Origin of the sequence: Xanthomonas sp. NCPPB 3569 (genome assembly GCF_041475645.2) — a bacterium.
In the GTDB taxonomy this organism is placed as follows: domain Bacteria; phylum Pseudomonadota; class Gammaproteobacteria; order Xanthomonadales; family Xanthomonadaceae; genus Xanthomonas; species Xanthomonas phaseoli.
Window position 1 is genome coordinate 764,582 of sequence record NZ_CM192969.1, and the last position, 21,954, is coordinate 786,535.

The 21,954-nt window shown below is 64.2% G+C and carries 16 protein-coding genes and 2 pseudogenes; 13 read left to right on the forward strand and 5 right to left on the reverse strand.

Annotated elements, in window-relative coordinates; genetic code table 11:
- Window positions 1-4 precede the first annotated feature (4 nt).
- The 8 genes from mdcC to ACCQ03_RS03210 all read left to right on the forward strand — a co-directional run bounded on the left by mdcC (window position 5) and on the right by ACCQ03_RS03210 (window position 7,059).
- Complete coding sequence (gene mdcC / locus ACCQ03_RS03175) at window positions 5-322, forward strand: malonate decarboxylase acyl carrier protein (protein ID WP_017155902.1); 318 nt, start codon at window positions 5-7, stop codon at window positions 320-322.
- Window positions 323-563: 241 nt separating this feature from the next.
- Window positions 564-1,466 carry a biotin-independent malonate decarboxylase subunit beta gene (locus ACCQ03_RS03180; protein ID WP_170922376.1) on the forward strand — a complete coding sequence of 301 codons (903 nt, stop codon included), beginning with the start codon at window positions 564-566 and terminating at the stop codon, window positions 1,464-1,466.
- On the forward strand, window positions 1,457-2,161 hold the full coding sequence (gene mdcE, locus ACCQ03_RS03185; protein WP_150145469.1) for a biotin-independent malonate decarboxylase subunit gamma: 705 nt from the start codon (window positions 1,457-1,459) through the stop codon (window positions 2,159-2,161). Before ACCQ03_RS03180 ends, mdcE begins: the two co-directional genes overlap by 10 nt.
- Window positions 2,162-2,163: 2 nt before the next feature.
- Complete coding sequence (mdcG, locus tag ACCQ03_RS03190; protein WP_209225290.1) at window positions 2,164-2,805, forward strand: malonate decarboxylase holo-[acyl-carrier-protein] synthase; 642 nt, start codon at window positions 2,164-2,166, stop codon at window positions 2,803-2,805.
- Window positions 2,802-3,671, forward strand: a complete 870-nt coding sequence (gene mdcB, locus ACCQ03_RS03195) for a triphosphoribosyl-dephospho-CoA synthase MdcB (RefSeq protein WP_209225292.1) — start codon at window positions 2,802-2,804, stop codon at window positions 3,669-3,671. The genes mdcG and mdcB overlap by 4 nt, the downstream gene beginning before the upstream one ends.
- Window positions 3,672-3,897: 226 nt before the next feature.
- Window positions 3,898-4,818, forward strand: a complete 921-nt coding sequence (gene mdcH, locus ACCQ03_RS03200) for a malonate decarboxylase subunit epsilon (protein ID WP_209225294.1) — start codon at window positions 3,898-3,900, stop codon at window positions 4,816-4,818.
- Between the two features lie 87 nt (window positions 4,819-4,905).
- The gene (locus ACCQ03_RS03205) at window positions 4,906-6,261 is read left to right on the forward strand and encodes an SLC13 family permease (protein WP_003483268.1); all 1,356 of its coding nucleotides are present in this window, start codon (window positions 4,906-4,908) and stop codon (window positions 6,259-6,261) included.
- 78 nt (window positions 6,262-6,339) lie between these two features.
- Entirely contained in the window at window positions 6,340-7,059 is a 720-nt protein-coding gene (locus ACCQ03_RS03210) for a GntR family transcriptional regulator (protein WP_209225296.1), read from the forward strand.
- A 194-nt stretch (window positions 7,060-7,253) separates the two neighbouring features.
- On the opposite strand, the gene ACCQ03_RS03215 is transcribed toward ACCQ03_RS03210, so the two are convergent.
- The 5 genes and pseudogenes from ACCQ03_RS03215 to ACCQ03_RS03235 form a co-directional block, all read right to left on the reverse strand.
- Window positions 7,254-8,000, reverse strand: a complete 747-nt coding sequence (locus ACCQ03_RS03215) for a hypothetical protein (RefSeq protein WP_209225298.1) — start codon at window positions 7,998-8,000, stop codon at window positions 7,254-7,256.
- Window positions 8,001-8,482: 482 nt separating this feature from the next.
- Window positions 8,483-9,106 (reverse strand): HAD hydrolase-like protein, encoded by a 624-nt coding sequence (locus ACCQ03_RS03220; protein ID WP_209225300.1) that lies wholly within the window; start codon window positions 9,104-9,106, stop codon window positions 8,483-8,485.
- 192 nt (window positions 9,107-9,298) lie between these two features.
- Complete coding sequence (locus ACCQ03_RS03225; protein ID WP_011346238.1) at window positions 9,299-9,718, reverse strand: STAS domain-containing protein; 420 nt, start codon at window positions 9,716-9,718, stop codon at window positions 9,299-9,301.
- Window positions 9,715-10,146: an ATP-binding protein gene (locus ACCQ03_RS03230; RefSeq protein ID WP_039567883.1), complete on the reverse strand. Its 432-nt coding sequence runs from the start codon at window positions 10,144-10,146 to the stop codon at window positions 9,715-9,717. Before ACCQ03_RS03230 ends, ACCQ03_RS03225 begins: the two co-directional genes overlap by 4 nt.
- Window positions 10,143-12,250: pseudogene (locus tag ACCQ03_RS03235) on the reverse strand (SpoIIE family protein phosphatase). The gene ACCQ03_RS03230 and the pseudogene ACCQ03_RS03235 overlap by 4 nt, the downstream one beginning before the upstream one ends.
- Window positions 12,251-12,387: 137 nt before the next feature.
- On the opposite strand from ACCQ03_RS03235, the gene ACCQ03_RS03240 reads away from it, so the two are divergent.
- The 5 genes and pseudogenes from ACCQ03_RS03240 to ACCQ03_RS03260 all read left to right on the forward strand — a co-directional run bounded on the left by ACCQ03_RS03240 (window position 12,388) and on the right by ACCQ03_RS03260 (window position 21,919).
- Complete coding sequence (locus ACCQ03_RS03240) at window positions 12,388-12,987, forward strand: hypothetical protein (protein WP_209225302.1); 600 nt, start codon at window positions 12,388-12,390, stop codon at window positions 12,985-12,987.
- Window positions 12,984-14,306 (forward strand): XVIPCD domain-containing protein, encoded by a 1,323-nt coding sequence (locus tag ACCQ03_RS03245; RefSeq protein ID WP_209225304.1) that lies wholly within the window; start codon window positions 12,984-12,986, stop codon window positions 14,304-14,306. Before ACCQ03_RS03240 ends, ACCQ03_RS03245 begins: the two co-directional genes overlap by 4 nt.
- Before the next feature lie 412 nt (window positions 14,307-14,718).
- Window positions 14,719-15,722: pseudogene (locus ACCQ03_RS03250) on the forward strand (arabinogalactan endo-1,4-beta-galactosidase).
- Between the two features lie 805 nt (window positions 15,723-16,527).
- Window positions 16,528-19,215, forward strand: a complete 2,688-nt coding sequence (aceE, locus tag ACCQ03_RS03255; protein WP_209225306.1) for a pyruvate dehydrogenase (acetyl-transferring), homodimeric type — start codon at window positions 16,528-16,530, stop codon at window positions 19,213-19,215.
- 325 nt (window positions 19,216-19,540) lie between these two features.
- On the forward strand, window positions 19,541-21,919 hold the full coding sequence (locus ACCQ03_RS03260; RefSeq protein ID WP_081023011.1) for an N-6 DNA methylase: 2,379 nt from the start codon (window positions 19,541-19,543) through the stop codon (window positions 21,917-21,919).
- Window positions 21,920-21,954: the final 35 nt, after the last annotated feature.

Consider the following 21,954-nt stretch of genomic DNA (forward strand, 5'->3'; position numbering starts at 1 on the left):
CAGCATGGAAACCCTGCGATATCGCTTTGATGGCCAGCGCGGTGCACGCGCCGGGCTGGAACACGCGTTGGTCGGTGTCGTGGCCTCCGGCAATCTGGAAGTCCTGGTCGAGCGCGTGCCGCTCGACGGTGCCATGGAAATCGAGATCCTCACCGCCGCACGTGGCTTTGGCGCGATCTGGCAGGCAGTGCTGGACGATTTCGCCGCACGTCATCCACTGCGCGATGTGCGCATCAGCATCAACGATGTCGGCGCCACGCCGGCGGTGGTGAGCCTGCGCCTGGAACAAGCGCTGGATGTGCTGCAGGGAGAGGTTGCATGAGCCGCCGCAGCTATTCCGTAGGAGCGCACCAGGGCGCGAAGGGCATTCCCAGTCATGCCCCGGTCGCGCCCAGGTGCGCTCCTACGCGCGTCGTCGGGAGCACCATTGTCGATAGTGCCGACCGCAGCAATCCCGTAGGAGCGCACCAGGGCGCGAAGGGCTTTCCCGGTAACGCTTCAGTTGCGCCCAGGTGCGCTCCTACGTGTGTTGTCGGGAGATATGTATGAGCACCACCATTCCCATGGCCGAGCGCAGCTATTACGAGGCCGATGCGCGCGAGCGCATCGATGGCGTGCTGGATGCCGGCAGCTTTCGCGAATTCGTTGGCCCGCGGCGTCGCTTGATCAGCCCGCACCTGGCACAACTGGAAACACCCGGCGCCTTCGATGACGGCATCGTGGTGGGCGAAGGCACATTGCGCGGGCGCAATGTGTTGATCGCGGCGCAGCAAGGCGCCTTCATGGGCGGCGGCGTGGGCGAAGTGCATGGCGCCAAGCTCACTGGCCTGCTGGAGCGCGCCGCAACCACGCAGCCGGCAGCGGTGCTGTTGCTGTTGGACACCGGCGGCGTGCGTCTGCATGAAGCCAACGCCGGGCTCATCGCCATCTCCGAAATCATGCGTGCCACCATGGGTGCGCGTGCCGCCGGTGTGCCGGTGCTGGCCTTGATCGGCAGCGGCAACGGTGCATTCGGCGGCATGGGCATCGTGGCGCGCTGCTGCAGCGCAGTGATCATGTCTGAAGAAGGCCGCTTGTCGTTGTCCGGCCCGGACGTGATCGAAACCGTGCGTGGGGTGGAGGAGTTCGACGCGCGCGACCGTGCCCTGGTGTGGCGCGTCACCGGCGGCAAACACCGCTACCTGATTGGCGAAGCCCACACGTTGGTGGCCGATCGCATCGATGCATTCGCCGATGCAGCGTTGGCCACGCTCGATGCACTCACCGAGGCGACCGGCGAGGCCGCATTGCAGGCGTTGGAGCATGCGCAGCAGCAGCTGGCAGCGCGCATCGATGCATACGGCGATTGCCGCGACGGGCTGGAAATCTGGAAGCGCCAGGGCATCGTCGATGCGCAGCGCCTGCCGCTGCTGGACACCGAGGCCTTCCTTGCCGCAACCGCAGACCGGAGCCTCCCATGGAACTGAGCCGCTTGCTCGACCAGCTGTTTCCGCTCGGTCACGCCATCGCGCGTAACGACGATGTGCTGACCGGCAGCGCAACCACTGCCGCTGGCGAGGTCACCGTGATCGGCACCGCCAACAAGCTCGAAGTGGGTGTCGACCACGCCTTGGCCTTGGCGGCCACCGTCTTGGCAAGCACGCGCGCCTACCCGCAGCGCCCGATCGTGATGCTGGCCGACACCGCCGGGCAGCGGCTGGCACGGCGCGATGAACTCCTCAGCATCAACGGCTATTTCGCCCACCTGGCACGCGTACTGGAGTTGGCACGCAGGCGCGGCGCGCGGCTGATCACGCTGGTCTATGGCGAATCGGTCAGCGGTGGATTCCTGTCGTTCGGGCTGATGGCCGACCATATCCATGCACTGCCCGATGCACAGATCCGGGTCATGGATCTGCGCGCGATGGCGCGCGTGACCAAGCAATCGGTCGACACCTTGCAGGCATTGAGCAAGAGCTCGCCGGTGTTTGCGCCGGGCGTGGAAAACTACGTACGCATGGGCGCGGTGGAATCGCTGTGGGAGGGCGACCTGGCGCAGGCACTGCTCGATGCATTGGCCGCGCCCACCGATGGCGACCAACGCCGCGCGCTCGGCGCGCAACGTGGTGGCCGTACCCTGGCGCGCGATGTCGCTGCCGCCGTGGCAGCGGGCGAGGCCTGAGCATGGCTGGCCGCCACGCCCTGGTGTGGTTGCGCGAGGATGCGCAGTGGCAGGCCCTCACGCCTGGCGCGCAGCCACGGTTGCAGCAGTGGTTCGCGGCCGGCCTGCCCGCGGTGGTGGCGCGTGGCGATGGCAGTCAGGCACCCGACACCGTTCGGCTTGGCGTGCCGCTGCCGCCCAGCGAAGGCAAGCAGCGCCTGGCCCTGCACGCACACGCGACCGAGATCGCACGCTGCACCGCGCCCCTGGCACTGGATGCGGTGATGCCGCATGCGCCTGTCGCGCTGCAGCCGGCACTGCAGGCCCTGCTCGCGCACGCGCAGGTGCACGCATTGCACCCGCGTGTGTTCGGCAGCTTCGCCTGGCAAGCCCTGACCGGGCTGACCTATGTGCATGCGCAATCGGATCTGGACCTGCTGTGGCCCATCCACACTCCCGAGCACGCGCACGTGGTGGTCACGCTGCTGCAGCGCTGGGAGCAGCACCACGGGCTGCGTGCCGATGGCGAACTGCTGTTGCCCGGTGACCACGCGGTGAACTGGCGCGAGTACGCCGGCAACGCGCAACAGGTGTTGGTGAAATCCAACCAGGATTGCCGGCTATTGCCGCGTGCTGCGCTGTTTCCGGTCCGGAGTGCGGCATGAACGCACAGCTGCAGCAAACCTGGATTGCCAGTGCGCCTGCACCGCCACGCGATGCTGCCTACCGGCTCGGTCGTCTGGCAGTGGGCGCCCTGCACGCGGAGCTGGCCTGCGCGCCCAAGCCGGGTTTGGTAACGCCGTTCGACAGCGGCAGCCACACCGACATGGATGCCGCCACCTTCATGCGCAGCCTGTTCGCCTTGCGTGGCTATTTTGTCGCCATTGCCCAGGCCGGCATCGACCACGCGCCATTCGAGCGGCTCCGCGCGCTGGGCATCGGGGCCGAGTCGGCGATGTTGCGCGCGACCCGTGGCATCAATACGCATCGCGGTGCGATTTTCAGCCTGGGGCTGCTCACTGCGCAGGCGGCGCGCCTGTGGGCTGCGCAGTGGCGGCGGCCCACTGCAGAACACGTGTGCGACGGCGTACGCGCCTGGCGCGAGGCATTGCAGGCTGCGCCGCTGAACCCGCACAGCCATGGCCAGCGCGTGCGTGCGCAGTACCGCATCGGCGGCGTGCGCGAACAAGCCGCGGCAGGCTATCCAGTGCTGCGTGAGATCGCCCTGCCTGCATTGCGGACCGCGCTTGCCGGTGGCGCCACGCGTGAGGCAGCGCTGGCGCAGACCTTGATGCAGCTCATCGCCCAGGTGGACGATCTCAATCTTTTGCATCGTGGCGGGGCGGAAGGCCTGGCATTTGCCAAGGCGCAGGCGAATGCCTTCCTTGCCGACGGCGGCATTGCGCATCCGCAATGGCGCGCACAGCTGCATGCCATCGGCCAGCAGTTTGTCGCCCGTCGCCTGAGCCCTGGCGGCAGCGCGGATCTGCTGGCCTGTGCATGGTTCCTGCATCGGCAGGAGCTGGCATGAGCCGTCCTCGCTCTCTGGCTGCAGAACATATGGTGCATGCGCAGACGCAGTGCCGCAGCGTCTTGCTTGCAGCCACAACGACTGCTGGCCCGCCTGCGGTCGCAACAAACCTCGCATGGTGCCCCCCAGTCAATCGCCGCATCCAGGTTTCCCGGCACATCGCTCGCACGACGGAACACGCCAGCGTACGCGCAGGCCATTCCTGCGAACTCGGTCAGGCCAGCGCATGAGCCTGGCCGTGCTCTGCCCTGGCCAAGGCGGCCAACACGCCGAGATGTTCGCGCGACTGGGCGATGCGCCTGCGGCAGCCGCCGTCATGGCCAGCGCACAGCGTGTGCTGGGCGTCGCACCACACACAGTGGCCGCAGATCCGGGCCGCTACGCCAATGCCATCGCACAACCGCTGGTCTGCGCCGGCACGCTGGCGCATTGGCAGGCACTGCGCACGCAGCTTCCCACGCCGCTGCTGGTGCTCGGTTATAGCGTTGGCGAGCTTGCCGCACATGCGGTGGCCGGCAGCATGTCCACCGACACCTGCCTGCAGCTGGCAGCGACGCGCGCCCGGCTGATGGATGCGGCCAGCCCGCAGCAGGCGGGGCTGATGGCGGTGATCGGTGTGCCCTTGCGCGCCCTGGAAACGCTGTGCCAGGCGCACGGCGCAGCGCTCGCGATCATCAACGGCGACGATCACGCCGTGCTCGGCGGCCCGCACGTTGCGTTGCGGGCGCTTGGCGAGGCGGCCAGCGCACAAGGTGCGCGCGTCACCTTGCTGCCGGTGAGCGTGCCGGCGCACACGCCGTGGTTGAGCGCGGCCGCCGAAGGCTTTGCCATCGAGCTGGAAAGCGCAGACCTTCTCGCCCCCAAGCTGCGCGTCTTGGCAGGCATCGATGCACGTGCGGTCGGCACGCACGCCCTGGTGGTCGACACGTTGTCCAGGCAGATCGCGCAGACCGTGCGCTGGTACGACGTGCTGGTGCAAGCCGCCGAACGCGGCGCACGCGTGTTTCTCGAACTCGGTCCTGGCAGCGCATTGGCGCGGATGGCGCGCGAGTTACTGCCGGCGTGCGAAGCGCGCTCGGTGGACGAATTCGACAGCACCCACGGTGTTGTCGAATGGGTCGCGGCTGCGTGCGAGCGCGCGGCATGACGATCAGGCAGGTGCTGCACACGGTGTGACCCCAGGGTGGCGGGCGGCCATCCGTGCTGTACGCGTATCAGGTGTCTGGGAGGGCGCATGACCCCGCAAATTGCAACGATTCTTGGCTTGGTGATCATGTTCATCGTCGCCACTGCATTGCCCATCAACATGGGGGCGGTGGCGTTCGCGCTGGCCTTCATCATTGGCGGCGTGTGGGTGGGGCTGGAGGGCAAGGAAGTGCTGGCCGGCTTTCCTGGCGACCTGTTCCTGACCCTGGTCGGCATTACCTATCTGTTCGCCATCGCGCAGAAGAACGGCACCATCGATTTGCTGGTGCATTGGGCGGTGCGTGCGGTGCGGGGGCGCATCGTCGCCATCCCGTGGGTGATGTTCGTCATTACCGGGCTGCTGACCGCCTTCGGTGCGCTGGGGCCGGCAGCGGTGGCCATCATCGGGCCGGTGGCGCTGCGCTTTGCCAAGCAGTACCGCATCAATCCGTTGATGATGGGGTTGCTGGTGATCCACGGTGCGCAGGGCGGCGGTTTTTCGCCGATCAGCGTGTATGGCGGCATCACCAACAAGGTGGTCGAAAAAGCCGGGCTGGACGTCAGCGAGATGGCGGTGTTCCTCACCAGCCTGGGCTTCAACCTGATGATGGCGATCATCTGCTTCTGCGCCTTCGGTGGACTGAAGTTGATGCGTCGGCAGGAGCTGTCGCTGGCCGATGCGCAGTACGTTGCGGTTGCCGGCGACCAGGCGTCGCACCGCGGCTTTGCGATCGAAGGGCACGGTGCACTGGTGGCGCCGGGCGGCGGCACCCTGTCCACCGACCCGCTGGCATTGGAGGCGGTATCGATCACCCGCGACCGCGTGATCACCTTGATCGGCCTGCTGGGCCTGGGCGTTGCTGCGTTGATCTACAACCTCAACGTCGGCCTGGTCTCGATCACGGTCGCGGTGGCACTGGCGCTGATTTCGCCCAACGCACAGAAAGGCGCGGTAGATGGCATCAGCTGGTCTACCGTGCTGCTGATCAGTGGCGTGGTGACCTATATCGCCGTGCTGGAAAAGTCCGGTGCGGTGGACTACATCGGTACCGGTGTCTCGCACATCGGCATGCCGCTGCTGGGCGCGCTGCTGGTCTGCTACGTCGGCGGTATCGTCTCGGCATTCGCCTCTTCGGCAGCGGTGCTGGGGGCCACCATTCCGTTGGCGGTGCCATTCCTGATGCAGGGCCAGTTGGGTGCGGCCGGGGTGATCTGCGCGCTGGCAGTGTCCTCCACCATTGTCGATGTCAGCCCGTTTTCCACCAACGGCGCGCTGGTGGTGGCCTCGGCGGCCAAGGAAGAACGCGACGGCCTGTTCCGCCGCTTCCTGATCTACAGCGGCCTGGTGGTGTTGCTGGGGCCGCTGGCAGCGTGGCTGGTCTTCGTGGTGCCGGGCTGGCTGTGATGCGGGCCACACGCCACAGCGCAGCGGGGCGCCCACGTAGAATGGGCGCCCCGCCCCGATGCCGACAGCCTGCCTACCATGACCCTCGCTCCTGATTCGCGCGCCTCCAAAAAGCGCGTGCCGCTGTACGAGGAAGTGGCCGAGCGCCTGCGTCAGAAGATCTACGATTACGCGCTGCCGCCGGGCGAGTGGATCGACGAGCCGGCCCTGGCCGAGGAACTCGGCATCAGCCGCACGCCGCTGCGCGAAAGTCTCAAGCTGCTCGCTGCCGAAGGCCTGGTGCAGCTGGATGCCGGCCGCGGCAGCCGGGTCACCCGGCTGACGCTGGAAGACCTCAACCAGTTGTTCCCGGTGATGGCGATGCTGGAAGGCCGCTGCGCGCACGATGCGGTCAAGCGCATCGACGCGGCCGGCGTGCAGCGCCTGGAAGAGCTGCATGCGGCGATGGAAGCCGCATCGGCGGCCGGCGATGTGGCCGAGTACTACCGCAACAATTACCTGATCCACGAAACCGTGCAGCAGTACGCCGGCAATCCGTGGTTGATCCGTGTGACGCACGATCTGCACCGCATCTTGAAGATGCACCGCGGCCGTCAGTTGCTCACGCCCGGGCGCATGGCCCAATCGCTGGCCGAACATCGCCAATTGATGGACTGCGTGCGACGTGGCGATGCCGAAGGCGCCGAGCGCACCATGCACGGGCATTTGCTCAGCCAGGGGCAGGCCTTGGCCGCGTATGTTGCGTCAGGCGGCATGTTGAATGTACCGGCGCCGTTGCCGCGCTCGGGCGGAGTGTAGTCGTCTGCTTGAACGGGGCGGAGTGCTGCACTCTGCATCACGTGCGGCAGCTGGGGACTGACACGGCCGATCAAGGGAGCCACGCCTGAGCGAGGCGCGCGCGGAGAGTGGCATGCGCGTGATGCTTGATGTCGAACAGGTGTTCGCCTGGCGGGCGAACACCTGAGAGTTTCACGGTCAGCACCAGACATGCGTCACGCGGTGCGTTGCGTCACGAACATGCCCAGTGCTTCCAGGGCCGCGACGATGGAGGCAACCGGCGGCAAGTGTTCTGTGTCGTAGTCGAGCCGTACGCCAACGCGCAGGTCGCCGTGCGCCTGGGTGAGCTGCGCGCGGCCATACACGTCGGGCAGATAGAGCAGGGCACCCCACGGCGCATCCATGCGATGGGCAGCCGGTGTGAATCGCAGGATGGCATCGGCGACGGCATCCACGATCAGCGCCTGCACGGTGAACAATTCGACAGTGGCGCGATCGATGCCGGAATCGAAGCTGACGAAGGCCGAGCGCAGGGCGGGGCCGGCAGCGCCCCAGTCCAGCGGGTCGGCCAAACCCTGCGGCATCCAGTACACGCGTTCGTCCTGGCGCGGCAGCACGAACAGTGCGCGGCGTGCGTGGCTGTAGAAGATCTTGTCGCCGTCGAGCGAGTACGCGAATGCCACGCCCTGGGCCGCTTCGTCGCGGCTCAAGGTGTGGTCCTCGCCCCAGAACTCATCGAAGTATTCCCGCACGAATGCCTGTTCGGCCGGCGTCTCGGCGATGATCTCGGCGGGCAGGCGCACGATCACGCGATTGTCGTAGGTGCCGGCCCCCCAACGGGTCACGTATTCGGCGTAGCCGGTCGGCAGGGGATGGCCCAGCCAGTCGGCAAGCATCTGCACATCGGCGTCGGTGGCGCGTTGCAGCTTGGGGGTGACCAGGTAGGGTGGCGGTGCGGTCATGGGCAGTCGCGGATCGTCGTGTCGCGGAGGAGACCGGACTCTATACAACGTGGATGCGTCGGCCGGTGTCTGCGGGTCGGGTCGGCGTTAGCTGCAGCACGGCGCCCAAACTCGCTTCGCTCAGAGGAGGGTGCCTCCTCGGCCATGCATGACGACGGTACTCGGCTCGCTTCAACGCGACTTGGATACAGCCAAATGCGCATGCAACAGCGACAGCAAGCAAGCCAAGCGCAGGCCAGGCATATGGGTCGCGTCCCAATCGGCGACCCGATCTCACATGCATTGCCTGTGCCGGGGTATCTGCGGTGGCGCGCAACACGCGGCGAAACCACGCCGTCTGCCCGACAGATGCGCAGCCCTCGCTACGGGCGGACCACGTCGTTGGCACACCTCGGGCCAGCGGCCGGCCGCAAGCTGTCGTCACGTCCTTCTCCCACCGGTGGGAAAAGGTGCCCGAAGGGCGGACGAGGGCGCGCCTGGTGCTAGCGCGTCCCCAGCGCAAGCAGGTCTTCCACCCGCGCGATCAGCTGCGTTCCGGCCAATCCGGCGAACACGTCCGGATGCGCGTAGCCCCAAGCCACTGCGGCGAACGGCAGGCCCACGACCTGTGCGGCTTCCCAGTCGGCGACCTGGTCGCCCACGTAGACCGCTTGCGACGCAGGGTGCCCGGTGGCATGCAGCACACGACGCAAGGCGCGTTGCTTGCCCAGCAGATGCGCGCCGCCCTCGATGACGGCAAACCTGGCGCTCAGCTCTGCGCCGAGCGCGCGTTGCACGTTCTCCACGGAGTTGGACGACACCACGGCCAGCCGGGCGCCCCCGGCATGCAGCGCGCTCACGGTGTGGGCAATGCCGGGAAACAACGCCACCGGCGGTGCGGCACGCATGAGCCGGATGAAGTCGGCTGCCACCCATGGCACGCGCCAGGCGCTCAGGCCCGATGCCTTGAGCAGTTCGCGCGTGCTGAGTCGACGGGCATCGTCGACCTCGTGCGCTTGTGCCGCGCGAAAGCCATGTCGCTCGGCCAGCAGCCGCTGCGTGCTCAGGAAAAAACCAAACGAATCGGCAAGCGTGCCGTCGAAATCGAAAATGATCAGTGCAGGCATGGCAACGCGTGGGGCAGGGCGTCATAGCCTAACCAAGGTGGTGCCGGCACCCGCGCACACAGGTCCCCACATGTGCGCGCAGGCGTCCGCTCCGAAGGAAGGCCTGCAGCCACCGTGCGGCGCGCGGTACAAGCCGCACCGCGCCTTGCCGCGCCCACACGGCGGTGAGCGCTGGCGCGAGTACAGCTGCGCTCAGGCTTCGGCGAAGTGCGGCACGATCGGCGTATCGCTCTGCGCGCTTTGTTCGATCACCTTGCGCTGCATCGCGGCCAGGTACGCGTCCAGCTCTTCGGTGGAGGCGAACACGTCGCTCAACGGCACCGCCTTGACCATGTCGAAGACCTTGCGGATCTGCGGTTGCGGGTTGCTCACCAGCACCTTGCCCTGGCGCGTGGCCAGCGCCTTGCGCGCCTTGAAGATGCAGCGGATGCCGGCGCTGGAAATGTATTCCAGTGCGCTCAGGTCCAGCACCAGCGTGGTGATGCGGGTGCCCAGCAACGGCGACAGCGCCGCGTCCAGGTCCTGGTAGGTATGGGTGTCCAGCCGCCCGGTCAGAATGACGCGTTGACGGGTGTCTTGCGGCGGGTCGATCTGGATGGCAAGGGTGGTCATGACAGGGCCTCGGGGACAGGGGCGTACGGGTGCAGCAGGGTGACGCGCACGACGTTATATGCACCATCGCGGCGGTAGTCGATGTGATCGGCGAACTGATGGACCAAAAACAACCCCAGCCCGCCGATGGTGCGGTCGTCGAGCTCGTCGCTCACCTCGGGCATGGGCGCAGCGCAAGGGTCGAAGGCGCTGCCGGCATCGTGCATTTCCAACACCAGCGCCTGCGCGTCCAGCTGCAGCTGCAAGCGCAGCGGCTGTGCGGCGCACTGGCCGTGGGTCAGCGCATTGCAGCCGAGCTCTTCCACGATCAATCGCACCTGGCCGATGCGCTCGGCGTGCAGGCCCTCGAGCGTGAGCGACTGTTCCAGCGCATCGTTGGCGCCGGCCAGTTGGGCCAGCGATGGCGCGATGGCCAAATCGAGCTTCATGCAGTCGTTGCCTTTCCGGGCGCGTCCCGGCCAGCGTGTGCGACCCGCCCAGCATGCTCCTGGCGCAGCCAGATCGCCAGCAGCGTGATGTCGTCGTATGGATCGGCGCTGCCGGTGAACCGGGCGATATTGGCGATCACCGCCTTGCACTGCGCCGCCGCGCTGCGGCGCGGGTGCAGTGCGGCCAGCAACCGCTCCAAGCCGTAGCTGGCGCCGCGCTCGTCCATCGCCTCGGTCACGCCATCGGTGTAGCCCAGCAAGGTCTGCCCGGCGCTCATGCGGCCCTGCAGCACCGGGTAGGACTCCTGCGGCTCGATTCCCAGCGGCGCACCGGTTTCCAGCGGCAACGGGCGCGCCTTGCCATCGATATCGATCAACAACGGCGGCTCGTGCCCGGCGCTGGCCAGCCAGTAGTCGCCGCTCACCACGTTGATCAGGCCGCATAGCACGGTGGCGAACATGCAGGTCTCGTTGTTCTCGGCCAACCGCGTGGAGGCGGCAATCAAGATCGCGTCCGGGCGCGTGTACCGGCGCGCAGCAATCTCCAGCACGCTCACCGCGCGCGCCATGAACAAGGCCGCCGGCACGCCCTTGTCGGAGACATCGCCCACCACGAACCACAGCAAGCCCGGTTCGGTTTCCACGAAGTGGTAGAAATCGCCGCCCACCGCCTTGGCCGGTTCCAGCCATACGCAGGTTTCCAGATGCGAACTGGCGCGGTCGAAGGTGCGCCCGGAAGGCAGCATCGCCTGCTGGATCTCGCGCGCAATCTGCAGCTCGCTGTGCATGCGTTCGCGCGCGGCGGTCATCTCGCCAATCTCGGCGATGTGGTGGCGGATCGCATCGCGCGCGCTGTCGAAGGCGCGTGCCATCACGCCGACCTCGTCGTCGCGCTCGATGTGCTGCAACGGGTACTCGAATTCGCCGCGCCGGAAGTGCTCGGCGGTGTCTGTCAGTTCTTCGATCGGCCGCGTCAACTTGCGCGTGATCCGCCGCATCAACCACCACCACACCAGCGCGCCCAGCAGCGCGGCCAGCGCCACCCACGCCGCCAGCCAGTTCAGGCCGGCCAGCACATAGCCTTCGGACGCCGACAACACGAAGGTCCAGCCGCTGCGCCCCACCGCCGCGCTATGGGTCAGAAAGCGCTCGCCGTCGGGCGCGGTATGCGAAAACGAAATCGGCTGGCCGGCCGCCACGGCGCGCTGCAATGGCCGCAGATCCGGGCGCGAACGGGCCACGTAGGCCGTGAGCGAATGGCGCAGATTGAGTGCCGGATCAGGGCTGAAGACCAGCAGGCCTTCCGGCGACAGAAGCATCGTCTGGATGCCGATATCGCGCGGCAGCTGGTCGATGATCTCGCGCAGATGCTGCAGCGGCAGATCCACGCTCACCATGCCGACCGGCGCGGTATCCGGTGCATCGCCAGGCCGGCGCAGCGGCAGGTTGTAGCTGGTGTGCAGGCCGCCGCCGTTGGCATCCAGGTAGGGCTCGGATCACCATGCGCGGCCCTCGCGCTGGGTGCGCAGATACCAGGGCATTGCGCGATAGTCGTAACCCAGTTCCAGCGCGGATTTTTCCAAGACGTGGGTGCCGCTGCGGTGCACGTACCACACAAACCCGCTGTCTTGGGCCTTCTGCGTGCGTGGCGCAATGATCAGCCGCGCCGCTCCGATATCCGGGTCGCCGGTCAGCGTGGCCAGCAGCAACGCACGCAGATTGAACGGTTGCAGCCCCACGCCGCTACTGCTGGCGGCCAGCGTGCGCCCGCTCACCTGCACCGAATCGAGCAAGGCCGCCAGGCTGCGCGCAGTCTGTTCGGTCAAACCATCCACCTCGGTGCGCGCCGCCTCCACCAGCTCGGCGCGCGCGCCCAGGTAGAACACCGTGCCCAGCACTGCCAGCAAGGCCACCAGCACGGCGGTGGCAGCCAGCAGCACACGCATGCGCAAGCTGCGGCGCCAGGGCATGCGTGCGGCGACCGATGTGTGTTGCGGCAGTGATCGCGGGCGGTTGCGCATGGCGCACTCTTGGTGGGAGCAGCTGCGCTGGATGATGGCAGCTTTGCTGCCACGCACAACTCTTCTGGCAGCCTCATCCTCACCTGGTCTCGATTGACCGGCCGAATGCGAGCGGACTAGATTGGCTGCCCCACTGCCACGGAGGCCGGCCTTGCGCCAGATGTTGACCCCCAGCCTGCTGGCCCTTTTGCTTACGGCCTGTCACCCCCCGGAGACCAGCATGACCCAGACCCACTCCCCCGCCACCGAGGCCACTGCAGCAGCCGACGTCCAGGCCGGCGGCCGCGGTCTTGCCAAGTTGAATCCGAGCCCGCGTCAGGCCTACGCGCTGACGCTCACCCTGGACAAGGCGCCTGGCGCCTTCGGCCTGGTGGAGGCTGCGGCGCAATACGATATCAGCAACGAGCAGGAGTGCGGCAAGATCCAGCCCGAAACCGGTACTGCCGGCCGCATCACCAGTCAGGAAAATGTGGCGCTCAAGAAGATTTCAGACACCGAATACCGCGGTACGGTGTATCTGGATCTGATGCAGGACGAAGACTATTACGGTCGCGGTGTCTGCCATTGGGAATTCAGCGGCGCCAGCGTGCTGCTCAAGGCCACCGGTGCCGAAGAAGAGACGCGGTTCTTGTCGTTTATCGAAGCCAAGACGGTGACCGCGCAGCAGGCGCTCACCAAGTACTACTGGAAAGACGGCTATCCGCGCTCGGAATCCAAGAGTTTCCCGGATACCGGCGAGCTCGGCCCGGAGCAGTTCAAGCCTGACATCCGCGATAATCTCTTCACCATCACGCTGGCTGCAAAGGAAGTTGCGCCATGAGTATCCCGTCACCGCAATACGCCGGTTTATCCGAGGATGCCTACAAGGATCGCGCCGTTGGTCGGCGTGCACCGGGGCACGAAGAAGTCGTCACGATCGAGGGAGAGCGTTATGCCGTTCTCGATCATGTCAACAATCAATCCAATGGCTACCAGGGCACGGTTTACCGCCGCGAAAGCAGTGGCGAAATCGTGGTTGCGCATCGAGGCACCGAGGGCGCGGTCAATGACGTGCTCACCGATGCCACCATGGTCACCTCGCGGACCAATCCACAGGCTGCAGATGCGCTTGCGCTGACCAAGAATGCGATGGACATCGCCAAGGATGTCGGCAAGCGAACCGGCCATCAACCGGAAGTCACCGTCACCGGCCATTCGCTCGGTGGCGCGCTTGCGCAGGTGTCTGCGCACCACTACGACCTCAAGGGCGAAACCTTCAACGCGTATGGCGCGGCAAGTCTGAGTTATCGCATTCCGGAAGGTGGCGATAGCGTGATCAATCATGTCATGGCATCGGACCCGGTCAGCGCGGCATCGCCGCACTTCGGGCAGGTACGCATGTACGCCAAGCCCGATGAGATTGCCACCTTGAGTGGTGCCGGCTACAGCAATAGCAAGGCGAACTTTCTGATTCCGGATTACCCGCTGGTGGCTGCCGGCGGCTCGCTCGGGGCGCACAAGCTGGGCAACTTTCTGGGCGAACACTCTGCGCTCAGGGATCCCAACGCGCGTCCGCTCGCCGGGCAGAACAAACGCATGATCGACGAGTACCGCAGCGATATCGATGGGCTGCGCACCGGTACCACCATTCTCACGCGTAGTGCGCGGGGCCTCGGCCAAGACGCCATCGACGCCATCCGCGGCCCGCTCGCGCCGGGCGAGCCGGCCAAACGCGACGCACGCGAGCACGGCAACGGCCACACCTCCTTGCGGATCGATCAACCGGGACACGTGGGCAATGGCCTGTTCCAGGATGCCCAGCGCGGCGTGCATGCGCAGGACGCACGTGCCGGGCGCACGCCCGACCAGCACAGCGCGCAGTTATCCGGTTCGCTCGCATCGGAAATGCACGCCGCCGGTGGCCAGCGCATCGATGCGGTGATGATGAGCCCGGATGCCGCACGCACCTTCGCCGTGCAGGGCCGCGTCGACGACCCGGCACAGCTGCGCGTGAGCGTGGACACGATGACGGCAATGAATACGCCGCTGGAACAAAGCAGCCAACGCGTTGCCGAAAACGCGGCGCGTCAGTCGGTGGCATTGGAACAGCAACAGGCGCAGACTCAGCAACAGCAGCAGGGCGCACGCGCCATGGGCTGAGTGGGGAGGCGTGGCGCTGCCGCGTTTGGGTGTGAAGTGACACATCACGCCGCGGCCGTGCCCCAAGCCACCCGGACGGCACATCGCCACCATCGAACCTTGCATCAAGACGCCGGGCCTGCCCGGCGTTTTTGCGTACGTTCGCGCAGTCACGCGCATCGCTGCTGCTGCATCTGCACAACAACTGGCCCGCACGACATGTGCGAACGCAAGGTTTTCCTGCATCGAGCTATGCCACAACTCCTCCCACCTATAGCGGTCTCAACCGGGCTGTGCGGCCGTGCTTGAATCGCCGCGGATTTGCAGCGATGCGCGGCCAGGCACTGGCCACCCCGCGCACGCACACGAGGCAAGGCAGGGGATCACGCAAGGCGCCACCCGGCGCGACATCCATCGATCAAGGTAGCGTTCCATGACCATTTCGTGCAGGCACTACCACCGTGTATGGCTCATCCTGCTGCTGTGTCTGTGCAGCACCGGCGTCGGCGCGCAAGGCATCGCCAAGGGCGCGGACGTCAGCTGGCTCAACCAACAGGCAGCCAACAATCCGCCGCAGGTCTTTCGCGATGCAGCCGGCAACACCACCGACTTCATCAAGCTGTTCAAGGATGTCGGCGGCAACGCCATTCGCCTGCGCGTGTGTGGGTCAACCCGTCCGGCGGCTGGAACGATGGCCGCGACACCCTGGACAAGGCCAAGCGCGCCGCCGCGCAAGGCATGCGCATCATGATCGACTTCCACTACAGCGACAGCTGGGCCGACCCGGGCAAGCAGACCAAACCGGCGGCATGGGCCGGCCACTCCGTTGCCCAGCTCAACACCGATGTGTACAGCCACACCCAGGGCATCCTCAAATACCTCAAGGACAACGGCATCACCGTCACCTGGGTGCAGGTGGGCAACGAGATCAACAGCGGCATGTTGTGGAACGAGGGCAAGACGCCCAACTTCGCCACCCTGGGCCAGTTCATCAACAGCGGCTACAACGCCACCAAGGCGGTGTATCCCAACGCCAAGGTCGTCGTGCATCTGGCCAACGGCTACGACAACGCCAACTTCCGCTGGTTCTTCGACAACCTGCGCTCGGCCGGCGGCAAGTGGGACGTCATCGGCATGTCGCATTACCCGCCGGTTGGCAGCTGGCAGGATTACAACAACCGTCTGGACACCAACATGCGCGACATGATTGCGCGCTACGGCAGCGATGTGGTGATTTCCGAGGTCGGCATGGATTGGCAGCAGGCGGCCACCACCCGCGCCATGCTCAGCAACCTGCTCAGCCGCAGCAGCAGCATCGGCGCGCGCGTCCTGGGCGTGTTCTATTGGGAGCCCAACGCCTACCCGGGCTGGCAGGGGTACACCATGGGCGCGGTCAACAACAACGGCCAACTGACCGAAGCGCTGCAAGCGTTCTGAAAGCACGCTGCTAAGGGGCGGCGCCCACCGCAGGAGATGTCCTGGCACGAACCCAAAGGCCACGCCATCCCGTAGGAGCGCACCCGGGCGCGAGGGCGTTACCGAGAAAGCCCCTCGCGCCCAGGTCCGCTCCTACATCGGCGGCGCCCGCCGCCGGGATGTGCTGGCGACGGCACCCAGCCGCACCCAGAGACCACGCCATCCCGTAGGAGCGCACCCGGGCGCGACAGGCTTCACCGAGAAAGCCCCCCGCGGCCAGGTCCGCTCCTACATCGGCGGCGCCCGCCGCTGGGATGTGCTGGCGACGGCACCCAGCCGCACCCACAGACCCCGCCATCGCGTAGGAGCGCACCCGGGCGCGACAGGCTTCACCGATAAAGCCCCTCGCGGCCAGGTCCGCTCCTACATCGGCGGCGGCCCGCCGCTGGGATTTTCTGGCGACGGCACCCAGCCGCACCCAAAGACCCGCCATTGCGTAGGAGCGCACCCGGGCGCGACAGGCGTTACCGAGAAAGCCCCTCGCGCCCAGGTGCGCTCCTATGGGGGCCATGCACATCGGCCCACCTGGCACGGCAGCGGCCGTTCATCGCCGGCGTAGGCCCTCATCCTTTGGTCGTACACCGGCCGCACCCGCTGCGCCGCAGCGTCGTTCCCGCCGGCGGCGATGCCCCACTCGGCGCACGACAGCGTCCCATTCCATACGCACCCGTAGCGAGGAATGACAACAGGTGCGTGCGGTACACTTGGGGGTTCACGAATTCACGATGTCGACACACCCGCGGGGTGTGTCCCCCCGGGAGCGCTAATGAACTGGTTGAACGAAGTGCTGCACAACGATCCGAACCCGCTCGAGACCCAGGAGTGGCTCGAATCGATCAAGGCCGTCATTGACGTTGAAGGCCCGGAGCGCGCCCATCAGCTGCTGGAAGGCATGGTCGAACAGACCCGCCGCGCCGGCGCTTACCTGCCGTTCTCGCCCACCACCGAGTACGTCAACACCATCGCACCGGCCAACGAGGCCAAGAATCCCGGCGATTCCGCGCTGGAGTGGAAGATCCGCTCGATCATCCGCTGGAACGCCATGGCCACCGTCGTGCGCGCCAACCGCAAGCCCGGCGACCTGGGCGGCCACATCGCCTCGTTCGCTTCCAGCGCCACGCTGTATGACGTGGGCTTCAACCACTTCTGGCGCGCGCCTTCGGATAGCCATCCGGGCGATCTGCTGTTCATCCAGGGCCATAGCGCCCCGGGCATCTACGCCCGCGCCTTCCTGGAAGGCCGCATCAGCCAGTCCCAGCTGGACAACTTCCGCATGGAAGTGGACGGCCAGGGCATCTCCTCCTACCCGCACCCGTGGCTGATGCCCGAGTTCTGGCAGACCCCCACCGTGTCGATGGGTCTGGGCCCGCTGGCCGCCATCTACCAGGCGCAGTTCATGCGCTACCTGGAAAACCGCGGCCTCATCGAGAAGTCCGACCGCAAGGTGTGGTGCTTCATCGGCGACGGCGAGTCTGATGAGCCAGAAACCCTCGGCGCCATCGCGCTGGCCGGCCGCGAAGGCTTGGACAACCTGATCTTTGTGGTCAACTGCAACCTGCAGCGCCTGGACGGCCCGGTGCGCGGCAACGGCAAGATCATCCAGGAACTGGAAGGCGTGTTCCGTGGCGGCGGCTGGAACGTCATCAAGCTGCTCTGGGGCGGCTACTGGGACGCCCTGCTGGCCAAGGACACCGACGGTGTGCTGCGCAAGCTGATGATGGAAACCGTCGACGGCGAATACCAGAACTGCAAGGCCTTCGGCGGCGCCTATACCCGCGCCAATTTCTTCGGCAAGTACCCGGAAACCGCGGCCATGGTCGCCGGCCTGTCCGACGACGACATCTGGCGCCTGAACCGTGGCGGCCACGACCCGCACAAGGTGTATGCCGCCTATCACCAGGCCGTGAACACCACCGGCATGCCCACCGTGATCCTGGCCAAGACGGTCAAGGGCTACGGCATGGGCTCGGCCGGTGAAGCGCTCAACCCGACGCACCAGACCAAGAAACTGGACGATGCGGCGGTCAAGCACTTCCGCGACCGCTTCAACATCCCGGTCACCGACGCCCAGCTGGAAGACGGCCAGGTGCCGTTCTACCACCCCGGCGACGATTCCCCGGAAGTGCAGTACCTGAAAGAACGCCGCAGCGCGCTCGGCGGTTTCCTGCCCTCGCGCCGTCCCAAGGCCAGCAAGTCGTTCGTGGCGCCCACGCTCGACAAGTTCGAGCGCCTGCTCAAGGACAGCGGCGAGCGCAGCTATTCCACCACCATGTCGTTCGTGCAGAGCCTCAACATCGCCCTGCGCGACAAGGAACTGGGTCCGCGCATCGTGCCGATCGTGGCCGATGAAGCGCGCACCTTCGGCATGGAAGGCATGTTCCGCCAGATCGGCATCTATGCCCCGTTCGGCCAGAAGTACAAGCCGGTCGATGCCGACCAGCTGATGTACTACCGCGAAGACCAGACCGGCCAGGTGCTGCAGCAGGGCATCAGCGAGCCGGGCGCCATCGCCTCGTGGATGGCCGCCGGCACCAGCTACTCGGTGTCCGACGTGCCGATGCTGCCGTTCTACATCTACTACTCCATGTTCGGCTTCCAGCGCGTGGGCGACATCGCTTGGCAGGCAGCGGACATGCGCACGCGTGGCTTCCTGCTCGGCGGCACCGCCGGCCGCACCACGCTCAATGGCGAAGGCCTGCAACACGAAGACGGCTTCAGCCAGGTCATCGCCGGCTCCATCCCGAATGTGCGTAGCTACGACCCGACCTTCGGCTTCGAAGTCACCGTCATCATGCAGCACGGCATGAAGGCGATGATGGAAGACCAGATCGACGAGTACTACTACATCACCCTGATGAACGAGAACTACGCCCACCCCGGCATGCCGGACGGCGCAGCCGAGGACATCATCAAGGGCATGTACCTGCTCAAGGACGCCGGCAAGCCCAAGAAGGGCGAGCTGCGCGTGCAGCTGCTGGGCAGCGGCACCATCCTGCGCGAAGCCATTGCCGCGGCCGAGCTGCTGGACAAGGACTTCGGCGTCACCGCCGACATCTGGTCCTGCCCCAGCCTCAACGAAGTCCGCCGCGACGGCTACGCCGTGGAACGCTGGAACCGCCTGCACCCGGAAGCCGAACAGCGCAAGCCCTACGTCACCCAGCTGCTGGAAGGCCGCCAGGGCCCGGCAATCGCCGCAACCGACTACGTGCGCGCCTTCGCCGACCAGATCCGCGCCTTCGTGCCGATGCACTACACCGTGCTGGGCACCGACGGGTTTGGTCGCTCGGATACGCGTGCAAACCTGCGTCGGTTCTTCGAGGTCGATCGGTACTACATCGTGCATGCCGCCATCGCGGCGTTGGCGAAGGATGGGAAGATGACCGGCAAGGATGTGGCTCGGGCGATCAAGCAGTACAAGATTGATCCTGAGAAGGCTAATCCGGTTGGGGTTTGAGTAACAGCCTTCTCCGTTTGACGTGATGGGTTCAGGCTTTGAGTCGATCAAGGAGACTGGCTCGCTAGTATCCCCAACCTAGGATATCCAACAAGCCGCCCCTAGGGCGGCTTCTTTCCTTCAATTTTGGGGTAGCCAGGAATCCGTCCCTTCGTACGCTTCAGCTAGCGTAAAAATAATTTCGCAGCGATCGCAGCTGGTGCGACAACACGTGTGTACGTCTGTTCTTTGCTTGTTTGCAAGAGCGTGCCACTAGGGACGCCAGCAGCTATTCTTTAAGTTTCGCGCAGCTAGCAACTGTGCATCTAGGATGTTGAGGTTAGACATGAGCAAGTCCAAGGGTACATCTGAGCGTCGCAGTGAACTTCTTCTTCATGAATTGCTTGCCGCGCAAGGATGGAGTATCAAGCGCCCCCCGATAGGCGATCTGCTGCTTCAAAACGAATACGGTGCTTTTCCGGAGCTGGAGAAGCGCTTGCGCAAGGCAAGTAAAACGGGTGGGGCTAGTGGTTATCCCGAGGCGCTCCTTGTCGACAAGTCATCCAATCGGGTTTTAGCCGTGATAGAAGCTAAGAAGTACAGTGCTGAAATTATTAAAGCACTAGCTGAGGCCCAAAATTACGCTAGTAACTTCACTGAGGGCGGATATGCGCCTCTTTCCATCGGCTTGGCGGGGACTTCTGACGATAGCTTTGAGCTTCGTGTATCGAAGTGGACAGGGAAGAAGTGGGATGTCGTTACATACAACGACAAGCCTATCTCTTGGATTCCTAACCGCATTGACTTGGATCGAGTCGCGACGCCACACGGCTCTTCGGAATTACGGCCGACCATTCCGCCTCCTGAAGTACTTGCAAAACGAGCAGATGAAATAAATAGGTATCTCCGCGAGGCTAAGATTAAAGATGAATTTCGCCCGGCAGTTGTCGCGGCGATCATGCTCGCGCTTGCAAGCTCGAAAGGAAAAATTCGACGTGATGAAGATCACATCCTTGGCGATATAAACGCTGAGTGCAATAGAGCTTTTTTGAAAGCAGGCAAACCTGAGCTTGGAAAAAGTTTGCGAGTTGAAGAGGCAAACGCAAAGCTTGCAGCTAAAGCTGTTGAAATTGCGCGGATTCTCGAAAAATTAAACGTCAGTGTGCTTACTGCTGAGCACGACTATCTAGGTCAATTATATGAAACTTTCTTCCGATACACTGGTGGAAATACAATAGGGCAGTATTTCACGCCGCGGCATATTGCTCAGCTCATGGCTGATCTTTGTGAAATAGGAAGGAATGATGTTGTACTCGATCCGGCATGCGGTTCGGGTGGCTTTCTCGTGGCTACGATGGATCGACTGCTGCGCGTTCATGAGCTGAGTCGCGGTGAAATGGTAAAGGTTGTAAAAAGGCAGCTTTGGGGTTTTGAGACGGAGCCCGTCACGGCGGCGCTTTGTGTCGCCAACATGATCCTTCGTGGGGATGGCTCTACTCAAGTTCATCAAGAGGATTGCTTCACCGCAGAAGACTATCCAGTCGGCAAGGCTGATGTAGTTCTAATGAATCCGCCCTTTCCCCACAAGAAGACTGACACGCCCTCAGAAGGATTTGTTGATCGCGCACTAGATGGACTACATAACAGAGGGCGACTGGCAGTAATTCTTCCGACTAGTCTTATCGTTAAAAAAAGTAAAGGCGCTTGGCGCAAAAAAATTCTTTCTAATAATCGTTTGGTGGCAGTTTGTCAGTTGCCTGATGAGCTTTTTCAACCTTACGCATCTGCTACAACTTCGATTGTTGTGTTGGAAAAGGGTGTAAGGCACGATTCAAAAAAGTCGCCGATGTTCGTGCGTCTTCATCATGACGGGCTTACTCTAAGGAAGGGGATTCGTGTCGAGCGTGAAAATGAACCTAACCATGTCAATAAAGCACTTGATGCCATTTTGAATTATAAAAATATTCCCGGCTTCTCGGGCTCTGGTAGGGTTGCAGGTGAAGGGGAGTGGGCAGCAGGTGCATTCGTCAAGTCTGCTCCTCCAAGTGAGGACGAAGTTCGAAACGCGGTCGACGTCCATCTTAGGCGGCTTGCTTCTTTTTATATTCGTTATTCCAAGGAGGTTGCAAACCAGCGCTCGCAGATTGCGGCTGGTGTCATCGGAATTTCAGATTATAGGAAGCAGGTGTCAAAAGCGAAGCTAGAGAACGCTTTGGCTGTTTCTCAAGGGGCTGGGCCAAACACTATTGGCGCCATGTTTGATATTTTTTACGGGATGAAAGAGCTTCACAGTCGGGAAGGAATAGCGCATGGAGATACGCTAGTTATATCTCCAACAGAGGCGTACAACGGATGCTACGGCTGGTTAGAGTTTTCGAGGACCTTAAAGCCTCCGTTCGTTACAGTGGCGCAGACAGGCTCAATCGGTGAGGCCTTTGTGCAGTTCGAGCCATGTGCGGTGAATGATGACTGTCTAGTATTGGTCCCCAAGATGAAGGGGATGAGTGAGGCGAATTTAGTAATTGCAGCAGCTTGTCTCCATGAAGAGAAGTGGCGATTCTCCTATGGTCGCAAGCTCACGCCCGCCCGTATCGCCGAATTTGTTCTGCCAAACGATCGTGAGTTGGAGGAGTGGGTGGCAGAGCAGATCACGCAGACAAAGCGTGTAGTCAAGGCTGCATTGGAGGGCTATGACCCGGCGATTAGAGATGCTTTCTATATATAGTTCAATACGGTATGAAGTGGGGTAAAGTGCATTTT